The 10050-nt window shown below is 70.6% G+C and carries 8 protein-coding genes; 4 read left to right on the plus strand and 4 right to left on the minus strand.

Annotated elements, in window-relative coordinates:
- Nucleotides 1–18 precede the first annotated feature (18 nt).
- Nucleotides 19–657, minus strand: a complete 639-nt coding sequence (locus tag AB0I51_RS19855) for an HD domain-containing protein (protein ID WP_362976783.1) — start codon at nucleotides 655–657, stop codon at nucleotides 19–21.
- A gap of 96 nt (nucleotides 658–753) precedes the next feature.
- Here AB0I51_RS19855 and AB0I51_RS19860 point away from each other — a divergent pair, with 96 nt between their 5' ends.
- Both AB0I51_RS19860 and AB0I51_RS19865 read left to right on the plus strand, forming a co-directional pair.
- Nucleotides 754–1734, plus strand: coding sequence for a GlxA family transcriptional regulator (locus AB0I51_RS19860; RefSeq protein ID WP_362976785.1), 981 nt, complete (start codon nucleotides 754–756; stop codon nucleotides 1732–1734).
- 72 nt (nucleotides 1735–1806) lie between these two features.
- Nucleotides 1807–2127 (plus strand): hypothetical protein, encoded by a 321-nt coding sequence (locus tag AB0I51_RS19865; RefSeq protein ID WP_362976787.1) that lies wholly within the window; start codon nucleotides 1807–1809, stop codon nucleotides 2125–2127.
- On the opposite strand, the gene AB0I51_RS19870 is transcribed toward AB0I51_RS19865, so the two are convergent.
- From AB0I51_RS19870 to AB0I51_RS19880, 3 genes are all read right to left on the minus strand, one after another.
- Complete coding sequence (locus AB0I51_RS19870) at nucleotides 2099–3484, minus strand: cation:dicarboxylase symporter family transporter (RefSeq protein ID WP_362976789.1); 1386 nt, start codon at nucleotides 3482–3484, stop codon at nucleotides 2099–2101. The two genes, AB0I51_RS19865 and AB0I51_RS19870, sit on opposite strands and share 29 nt — an antisense overlap.
- Nucleotides 3485–3658: 174 nt before the next feature.
- Complete coding sequence (locus AB0I51_RS19875) at nucleotides 3659–5299, minus strand: peptide-N4-asparagine amidase (RefSeq protein ID WP_362976791.1); 1641 nt, start codon at nucleotides 5297–5299, stop codon at nucleotides 3659–3661.
- 10 nt (nucleotides 5300–5309) lie between these two features.
- Nucleotides 5310–6059, minus strand: coding sequence for a L,D-transpeptidase family protein (locus tag AB0I51_RS19880; RefSeq protein WP_362976793.1), 750 nt, complete (start codon nucleotides 6057–6059; stop codon nucleotides 5310–5312).
- A 195-nt stretch (nucleotides 6060–6254) separates the two neighbouring features.
- On the opposite strand from AB0I51_RS19880, the gene AB0I51_RS19885 reads away from it, so the two are divergent.
- A complete protein-coding gene (locus tag AB0I51_RS19885) occupies nucleotides 6255–8096 on the plus strand; it encodes an ABC transporter ATP-binding protein (RefSeq protein WP_362976795.1) in 1842 nt (613 codons plus the stop codon).
- Nucleotides 8093–9874 (plus strand): ABC transporter ATP-binding protein, encoded by a 1782-nt coding sequence (locus AB0I51_RS19890; RefSeq protein WP_362976797.1) that lies wholly within the window; start codon nucleotides 8093–8095, stop codon nucleotides 9872–9874. Before AB0I51_RS19885 ends, AB0I51_RS19890 begins: the two co-directional genes overlap by 4 nt.
- Nucleotides 9875–10050 lie beyond the last annotated feature (176 nt).

Below are 10050 nucleotides of genomic sequence, written 5' to 3' on the forward strand. Positions count from 1 at the left end.
GCCGCGGTCGCTGCCGTGTCACTCCGGCCAGTCCGAGTTCTTGATCTTCTCGACGAAGTCGCCGCGCACGAAGCCCGGTACGAAGTGGGCCAGCACGTCCGCCTTGATGTTGCCGAACGTGGTCTCGGGGCGGTCCTTGATGCCCTCGGTGAAGGCGGCGAGGATCCCGTTCTTGAAGTCCGGTCGGGGATGCGCCGCCACCACGGCCGCGCGCTGCTCGTCGGACACGGCGTCGTAGCCGATACCCACGACGTCCAGCGAGACACCCCGGTTGACCAGGGCGATCTCGGGCGACATGTGCAGCGGGATCTCCTGGGTGGTGTGCAGGGCGATGCTCGTCCAGACCCGGTCGGCCGGCTCACCGGTGATGCCGTGCGCGTACAGGAACCGACGGGCCTCGTCGGCACCGTCGATCTCGAAGCGCTGGTCGGTCCGGCGGAACTTCCCGGTGAGCCCGAGATCGTGGAACATCGCGGCCACATAGAGCAGTTCGGGGTCGTAGCCGAGACCCTGCTCCCGGCCGCGCAGCGCGCCCCACAGGAACACCCGCCGCGAGTGGTCGAACAGCAGCGGCGACGCGGCCTCGCGCACCAGTTCCGTCGCCTCCCGCACCAGAGCGGTGTCCGGGATCTCCACGCCTGCGATCACTTCGGTCATCGTTCTTCCCTCTCCTCGTCGGCCTGTGCCTCCAGGATCTTCGGCGGCGTACGCTGGAGCCATGTCCCCAGAGCCACGAAAACCACGGATTCGGACATGACAGCGGCCCCGCCCCCTCGGGTCGGTTTCGTCGTCTTCGACGGTGTGACCTTGCTCGACGTCAGCGGCCCGGCCGAGGTGCTGCACCAGTCGGGCAAACTCGGCCGTCCCTACGAGCTGGTGCTGGTCTCTCCGCACGGCGGCCCGGTCACCACCGCCAACGGACTGACCCTGACCGGCACGGTGACCGCGGCCGACGCCGGGCCGGTGGACACGGTGGTGGTCGCCGGGGGCGACCTGCTGGCCCAACACCCCGCCGAGGAATGGCTGTTGAGCACGACCCGCACCCTCGCCGACCGGGCGACACGGGTCACGTCCGTCTGCACGGGCGCCTTCGTCCTGGCCGAACTCGGCCTGCTCGACGGCCGTTCGGCCACGACCCACTGGCGGCAGGCCGCGACCCTGGCCCGCCGTTACCCCCGGGTTCACGTCGAGCCGGACGCCATCCACGTCCGCGACGGCCGCTTCGTCACCTCGGCGGGCATCAGCGCCGGGATCGACCTGGCGCTCGCCCTCGTGGAGGACGACCACGGAGCGGCCGTGGCCAGGGACGTCGCACGCGAACTGGTCGTCTTCATGCAACGCCCGGGCGGGCAGTCGCAGTTCTCCGCGGCGACCACCACCCCGCCACCGCGCACCGATCCCCTGCGGTCACTGATCGCGTCCGTGCTGGCCGACCCCGCCGCCGATCACAGCCTGCCCGCCATGGCCGCGACCGCGGCCGTCAGCACCCGGCACCTGACCCGGCTCTTCCGCACCGAACTCGGGACCACACCCGCCCGTTGGGTCGAACGGGTCCGTCTCGACCGCGCCCAGCACCTGCTCCTCGAAGGCCACAGCGTCACCTCCGCGGCACACCACAGCGGGCTCGGCACCGACGAGACCCTCCGCCGCGCCTTCGCCCGTCACCTGGACACCACGCCGACGCACTACCGCAGCCGTTTCGCGAGCACGCGCGGCCGTACGCCCACACCGTGAACCGCGCCGGCCCCGGCCTCACGCCGCGTTCGACCGCATCCCTTCCAGCAACACGCCCAGGATGCGGGCGAGTTGGGGCTCGACATCGACGACCGCGTGCGCCAACGCGCCGGGGAGATCCTGGTGAGGGTCGTCGAGCAGCCGACCCTGCCCTCCCACCTCATCCTGGGTGCCTGCGCCGTGGAGCTCGCACAGAACTACTCCCACGACCAGATCGCACAGGCGGCCGCATGGGAACCGGTCAGCCGCTCGGCCGACTTCGACGAGCCCTACCCGGTCGACCTCGTCGACCACGCACAGAAGAACGGGCCGCGCCTGCCCACCCCAGGGGTGGATCAGGAGCCGCGACCCGTCACGACTGGGCTCAACCGGCCTCGGAGGCCGGTTCCTTGACGAGCTGCGCGGGGATCTCGGCGTCCGCCTCCTGATGGCTCTCCACGACGTCGTCTTCTACGACCGTGATCTCGCCGTCGAGGACCTTCTTCGCCCGCTCGATGTCCAACGCACCCTCCCAGCGGGAGACCGCGAAGACGGCGACGCAGTTGCCGAGGAGGTTGGTGACGACGCGCATCGAGTCCATGATGCGGTCCACGCCGAGGAGCAGGGCGACCGCACCGGCCGGGATCGCGCCCAGCGAGGAAGCTGTCGCCGACAGGGCGAGGAAGGCCGAACCGGGGATGCCGGCCATGCCCTTGCTGGTGAGCATCAGCACCAGGATCACAGTGATCTGCTGGCCGAGGCTCAGGTCGACACCGACGGCCTGGGCGATGAACAGCGTGCCGATGGACAGGTAGAGGGAGGCGCCGTCGAGGTTGAAGGAGTAGCCGGTGGGCAGCACCAGACCCACCGCGTCGTCACGGGCCCCGGCCTTGCGCAGCTTCTGCATCACGCGCGGCATGACGGACTCGGTGGAGGCGGTGCCGAGCGCGAGCAGCATCTCCTCCCGGATGTAGCGGAGGAACTTCCAGAGGCTGAGCCCGGTGACCATCCGCAGCGCAACGGCGAGCAGTGCGACGAAGAGCGCGGCGGCGACGTAGCAGAGGATGATCAGCTTGGCGTAGGTCTTGATGACGCCGAGCCCGTACTGGCCGACGAGGACGGCCATCGCGCCGAACACGGCGAGCGGGGCGAGCCGCATGACGAAGCCGACGATCGCGAAGATGATCTCCTGGGCCTGCTCGATCGCGGGCAGCACCTGCGGCACCTTGGTGTTGCCGAGGTGGAGCAGCGCGGCGCCCACCAGGCAGGCCAGGATGAGGACTTGGAGCAGGGAGTTCTCGGCGAAGGCGCCGATGAAACTGGTGGGCAGCGCGTTGACGACGAACTCGGTCGTCGAGGGCAGCGCGGCACCGCCCGTCTTCGCGTCCACCGCCGAGGTGTTGAGGGTGGACGGGTCGACATGCATCCCGGAGCCCGGCTGGACGACGTTGCCGAGGACGAGACCGATGATCAGCGCCGCGGTGCTGGCGACCTCGAACCAGATCAGCGCCTTGAGACCGATCCGTCCGAAGGCCTTGAGGTCACCGGCCTTGGCGATGCCGACGACGACCACGCAGAACACGAGCGGCGAGATGATCGTCTTGATCAGCCGGGTGAATCCGTCGCCGAGGGGCTGGAAGTCCGTGGCCACGTCGGGCCACAGCTTTCCGACGAGGATTCCGAGGACGAGCGCGCAGGCGACCTGCGCGAAGAGAGAGGTACGCAATATGCGTGCGACGCGTCGCGGCAGGGACGGGACGGACGGCGGCACGGGCACTCCTTGGAGGGGGGACGGTCGTTCGCGGAAGCAGGGTGGGGCGACTTCTGCGATACGGAAAGCGGCTTCCGGTGGATCACTTTGGAGCCGTTGTTGATCCCCTGGAAAACCTCCGTGTGACAGCCGTGTAAAACACGCACCTGAGTGACGCGTCGCACGCACGACGGCTCAGCAGCCGCTTCGGTCCTCGGTCAGCGCCCCCTGCGCGGTCGCCAGCGAACGGTCGTAGCAGCCGCCCGGGCTGTACAACCGATAGCGCTCGCTCGATGTGCCGACGGCATGCCGCTGATCACGGGGCACATTGAGGGTGTACGTCGCGTCCCCGCGGTAGGTGTCGTCGAGCCGCGACCACCCGGTCCGCCGGCCGTCGCGCGTGTCGACGACCGCCGCCCGGTCGCCCAGCGTGAGAACGGTACGCAGCCGGTCGTCCGTCCCGATCGTCGTCTCACCGTCCATCGTGTACGTCCGATGCATGGCCGTCGTCCGGGCGGGTCCCCGCCCGTCGACGGTCACCGACTCGTCGTCCGTCCAGGTCGCGTCGAGCCCGTCCATGTTCTCGCCGTCGATCCAGCGGTGCACGGAGGTGTTCGCGAGCTTCCGGTCGACAGTGGTCGCCACCCGCCCGTGCGAGGTGTCGACGTAACCGGCGACGGTCAGCCGGTGGCCCGCGTCGGTGTCCACGCGTTCCTCCGAACCGGGCGTGTACGTCGAGGAGTTGGCGAGTTCGCCCGCCCGGTCGAGCGTGAGCCTCCCGGTGACGTGGGCGCGCTGCGCGTCCTGCCAGACGAGCACGTTCACCGGCGCGCTCCAGCCGCTCTGTCCCTCGGGCACGCCCACGACGGAGACGTCGACGTGGTGCGGGCGGCCGTCGTTGAGCAGCCCGGCGAAGGGGGTGAGGTCGTATTCGATCGGCTTGACGTCGAAGGCGCGCGGTCCCGGAATGACGTACCAGAGGAAGGGGTCGGACCAGCCGCCGGTCCACACGTTCGGGAACGGCGCGGCGATTCCCGCGAGTTGGCCGTCGACCTTGATCTGCACCTCTCGGTACGGGCCCTTGTCGGCCTGGCAGGAGTACGGCACCGAGTCGGGGACGGCGAGATACCAGAACTCCTCGCAGCCGCCGCCGGATCCGGTGGCGTACACCTCGGCGACGATGCGTTCGCTGTTGCGCGGGGTGGTGACGGTCGAGTCGGTGCCGGGGGTGAGGACACGGTCGGGGGTCTGCGCCGCCGGCGGTCTCCCCTCGTAGAACGTCAGCGTGGCCTTGACGCCGATGACTCCGGTGTAGGTGTCGTCGACGACGTTGCCGATGAGCATCTCGACGTTCTGTGTGCTGCGGAAGGTGGCGCTGTAGCGGGTGACGTCCTTCTCGACGGACCATGCGATGCCGTCGGGCGAGGGCTCAGGTGTCGAGGTGCGCAGGATCTCGACACCGCCGACATGCAGGTAGCCGAGCCTGTCGTACTGGCGCCCCTTGACCATGCCGTCGAGGCGGAGCACCACCTTGCTCCAGTGGTCGCCGCAGGCCCTGGGTGGTGTGTAGGTGCCCTCGTAGGGGGTGAAGTCGCGGAACTCGGTGTCGGCGAGGGTGACCTGGCAGGACTTGGTGGTGGGTTCGGCGATCGGCGGGGCGGCGGTCAGGGGGTCGTGCCAGTCGGTGCCGAACTCGGCGGGGACATCGGCCGATTGAGCCTTGGTATCGGCCATTGGGGCCTTGGCATCGGCCGCCCGGGCCGGGCTCACGCCTAGGAGGGTACTCGCCAGGAGGGTCGCCCCGGCGAGCATGGACATGACTATCCGGCTTCTCATGGGCGGGGTTCTACCCCTTGAGGTCCGCCCTGTCCCCCATCAGCACCACGGGATGCCGCTCGGGATCGAGCGTGCGCAGCAGGTACTCCATCGCCTCCTTGGGCAGGCTGACGCAGGCCGACGTACCGCTGCCGTGGTCCAGATGCAGCCAGATCCCGCCGCCCTTGTCCTCGCCCTCGGGCTGCTCCGCGTCGTCGGGCGGGGTGCCCTTGACGCGGTTGTAGTCGATGGCGATGACGTAGTCGAAATCGTGCCAGTGGGACTCGTCCCAGTCGCGCGGCGCCTCGTACGACTCGTCCTGGCTGTACGGGAGTGCCGTGCCCGGGTCGTCGAGCACACCGCCCGCGGCGGTCAGGGTGAACACGCCGACGGGGCTGCGTTCGTCGCCGAGGTGGTGGTCGAGGGTCCAGCCCCGCTTGCCGTTGTGCGCGGGCCAACTGCGGGTCCGGTCCCAGGTGGAGCCGTGTTTCGTGAACAGGACGGCGGTGGAGTACGGGGAGTCCTTGCCGTCGCCGTAGACAGCCAGGACCTGGCGTGTCCCGGCGGGGATCTCGCGGTGGAGCCGGTCGCCGACGTCCGGGATGCGGGTCGGGGCGGCGACGGCTTTTCGCGGGTGGGTCGCCCGGGGGCCCGGTCTTCCCTCCCGGCCGCCGGTGTGTCTTGTTTCCGTGCTTCCGCACGCGGACAGGGTCGTCATCGTCAGGAGGGAACCGAGAGCCGCCATCGCGACCATCGCACGTCGTGTGCCGCCACTCTGCATCGGCCCATGGTCACATCGCGTTCGGCGACATTGCCTCAGGTAACGGACATCTCGCCACGGATGGGTGAACGCCGGTTCTGACCCCCGGGAGGGAAAACCGCTTGCTTCCGACCACGCTGCGAGGCGAACCTTTCACGGTTTGTTGCCGCACTCCGCGGTTCCCTCCGCCGCCCCGACCAGAGCCACTGGGACGTCATGCAGATTCAAGACCTTCCGTATCCCGACCCTGGCGTGCCGGACGCCCGCTCGGGGCCCCGATTCCTGTGGTGGCTCGGCCGGAACCAGCTCGGCGGACAGTTCAAGTCGCTCGCCTGGGGACTGCTGCACTTCGTGTCCGTCTGTGCGCTGCCCTTCTGCGTGGGACTCGCCGTCCAGGCCGTGATCGACCGCTCCGGCAGCCGGCTCGCCCTGACCGGTGGGCTGATGGCGCTGTGCGGAGCGGGTATCGCCGTGGGCGACACCTTCCTGCACCGGGCCGCAGTCACCAACTGGATCACGGCCGCCGCCCGCGTCCAGCAGCTGCTGGGCCGACAGGCCGCCCATCTCGGCTCGGCGCTGACCCGGCGGGTCGCGGCCGGCGAGGTCGTGGCCGTGTCCACGGGTGACGTCGAGAAGATCGGCTGGTTCGTCGAGGCGCTGTCCCGCTTCCTGGCCGCCGCGCTGACCGTCGTCATCGTGTGCGTCGGCCTGTTCGTGTACCAACCGGCCCTCGGTGTCGTCGTCGCCGTGGGCATGCCCGTGCTGGCGGTCTCCGTGCTGCCGCTGCTGCCCCGCGCCACCCGGCGTGCGGACGTCCAGCGCGAGAAGGCGGGACGCGCCACCGAACTGGCCTCCGACACGGTCGCCGGACTGCGGGTACTGCGCGGCATCGGCGGTGAGGAACTCTTCCTCGACCGCTACCGCCGCGCCTCCCAGGAGGTCCGCCACGCGGCCGTGCGCAGTGCCCGGATGTGGTCCCTGATCTCCGCGATCCAGGTGCTGCTGCCGGGTCTGCTGCTGATCGTCGTCGTCTGGCACGGTGTGCACCTGGCCCGCGAGGGCCGGATCACGGTGGGTGAACTGGTCACCGTCTACAGCGCGGTGATGGTCCTGTCCTACCCGCTGCGGCACTTCGAGGAGATCGCCATGGCGTACTCCTTCTCCCGTCCCTCGGCCAAACGCGCCGCGCGCGTGCTGTCCCTGGAGCGGGCCACCGACACCGTGGGAACGCGCGCGGCCGAGGTGCCGGCCGGGGATCTGTACGACCCGGCCACCGGTCTGCTCGTGCCGTCCGGCCGGTTCACCGCCGTGGTGTGCGGCGACCCCGACGCGGCCGGGCGACTCGCGGAACGCCTCGGTGGACACCCCGCCGAGGCGGGCACCTCCGTGCTCCTGGGCGGCGTGGCGCTCGACGAACTCCCCCTCGCCTCGGCACGCACCGCCGTCCTCGTCCAGGACAAGGACCCGGTGCTGCTGTCCGGTTCGCTGCGCGAACTGCTCGATGTGCCCTCCTCGGGTACGGTCGGCGCGGAGGAGGCCCTGGCCGCCGCGCAGTGCGGTGACGTGCTGGTGGCGCTGGCGCAGGGATCGCTCGACACCGACGACCCGATGGACGCCCGCATCACCGAACGCGGGCGCTCCCTCTCCGGCGGCCAGCGCCAGCGGCTCGCCCTGGCCCGGTCACTGATCACCGATCCCGAGGTACTCGTCCTGGACGAGCCGACCTCCGCCGTCGACTCCCACACCGAGGCCCGGATCGCGGACAGCGTGAGGAAGTTGCGGACCGGCCGGACCACGGCGGTGTTCACCTCCTCGCCCCTGCTCCTGGACCACGCGGACCGGGTGGTCCTCGTGCACGAGGACCAGGTCGTGGCGGTCGGCACCCATCGGGAACTGCTCCGGAGCGAGCCCCGGTACCGGGCCGTGGTGACCCGCGAGACGGAAGAGGAGACGGCACTGCGGAACGCCGTCGCCGACGAGGCCGCTCTGCGGAGCACCCTGGACGACCACGATGTCGCGCTGCGCGGCGCACTGGAAGAAATCGAGGAGAGCGCATGATCGGCGTGGCACCCCCGGCGTACGACCCGGCGGCTCCGACCACGGCCAACACCCTGCCGGTCGGCGCCCCCGCGACCGTACGCGCCTACGTGTCCGAACTGTTCCGTCGGCATCGCCGGGCCTTCCTCATCCTGGTCACCGTGAACACGGTCGCCGTGATCGCGTCGATGGTGGGCCCCTATCTGCTCGGCGACCTGGTCGAGCGGGTGTCGGACGGGGCGCGGGAACTTCATCTGGGCCTGACCATCGGGCTGTTCGGGGCCGCGCTCGCCGTCCAGGCCGTGTTCATCCGGCAGGTGCGGTTGCGCGGCGCGATGCTCGGCGAACGGATGCTGGCCGATCTGCGCGAGGACTTCCTCGTACGGTCGGTCGGACTGCCGCCGGGTGTCCTGGAACGGGCGGGCACCGGCGACCTCCTGTCCCGCATCACCACCGACATCGACCGGCTCGCCAACGCGATGCGCGAGGCCGTACCGCAACTGGCGATCGGTGTCGTATGGGCGCTGCTGCTGCTCGGCGGCCTTGTCGTGACCGTGCCGGCGCTGGCGCCGGCCGTGCTGATCGCGGTGCCGCTGCTGGTGGTCGGCTGCCGCTGGTACTACAGGCGCGCACCCGCCGGCTACCGCTCCGAGGCCGCCGGGTACGCCGCCGTGGCCGCGGCCCTCGCCGAGACCGTGGACGCCGGCCGCACCGTCGAGGCACACCGCCTCGGCGACCGGCGCATCACCCTCTCCGAGCGCCGCGTCAAGGAGTGGACCGACTGGGAGAACTACACGCTCTGGCTGCGGTCGGTGCTCTTCCCGGTCATCAACATCACGCACGTGACAGTGCTCTGCTCGGTCCTGATGCTCGGCGGGGTGTTCGTCCTGCACGGCTGGATCGGGGTGGGCGAGCTGACGACGGGCGCCCTGCTCGCGCAGATGCTCGTCGACCCGGTGAACCTGATCCTGCGCTGGTACGACGAGCTCCAGGTCGCCCAGGTCTCGCTGGCCCGGCTGGTCGGCGTCCGGGACATCGAACCCGATGCCGGGGACGCCGGGCTGTCCCCCGAGGGCCGGGACGTGCACGCGGACCGGGTGCACTTCGGCTACCGCGAGGGCGTCGACGTGCTGCGCAAGGTGTCCCTGGAGGTCGCGCCCGGCACCCGGTTGGCCCTGGTCGGCCCTTCGGGTGCGGGCAAGTCCACCCTGGGCAGACTGCTCGCCGGTATCTACGCGCCCCGGGACGGCCGGATCACCCTCGGCGGCGCCGAACTCTCCCGGATGACCGCCGAACACGTCCGCTCCCATGTGGCCCTCGTCAACCAGGAGCACCACGTCTTCGTGGGCTCCCTGCGCGACAACCTCCTGCTCGCCCGGACCGACGCGGCGGACGCGGAGCTCTGGGCGGCGCTTGGCGCGGTCGACGCGGACGGATGGGCGCGGGCGCTGGACGAGGGCCTGGACACCGAGGTGGGCTCGGGCGGGCTGGCGCTCACCCCGGCCCAGGCTCAGCAGATCGCGCTGGCCCGGCTGGTGCTGGCCGATCCGCACACGCTGGTCCTGGACGAGGCGACCTCGCTCCTCGACCCGCGTGCGGCCCGCCATCTGGAACGGTCCCTGGCCCGTGTCCTCGACGGCCGCACGGTCGTCGCGATCGCCCACCGGCTGCACACCGCGCACGACGCGGACGTCATCGCCGTGGTCGAGAACGGCCGGATCAGCGAACTGGGCAGCCACGATCAGCTGGTGGCGGCGGAGGGTGCGTACGCGGCGCTCTGGCGGTCCTGGCACGGGTAGTTCCGCCCGTCGGACGGTGACTGCACCGGGCGTCGGTGTGGTGACCGGCCGGGGAGGGACGTGGCTCGGCCGCGGGCCGGTGGGGGCCCAACGTGGTGGACCCGTCCGCGAACATGGACTGGTACGGCGGGCCGACCTTCCTGGAGCACCTGGAGTCGGTGCCGGTCGCCCACGAT

Origin of the sequence: Streptomyces sp. NPDC050549, from assembly GCF_040655035.1 — a bacterium.
Classification (GTDB): Bacteria; Actinomycetota; Actinomycetes; order Streptomycetales; family Streptomycetaceae; genus Streptomyces.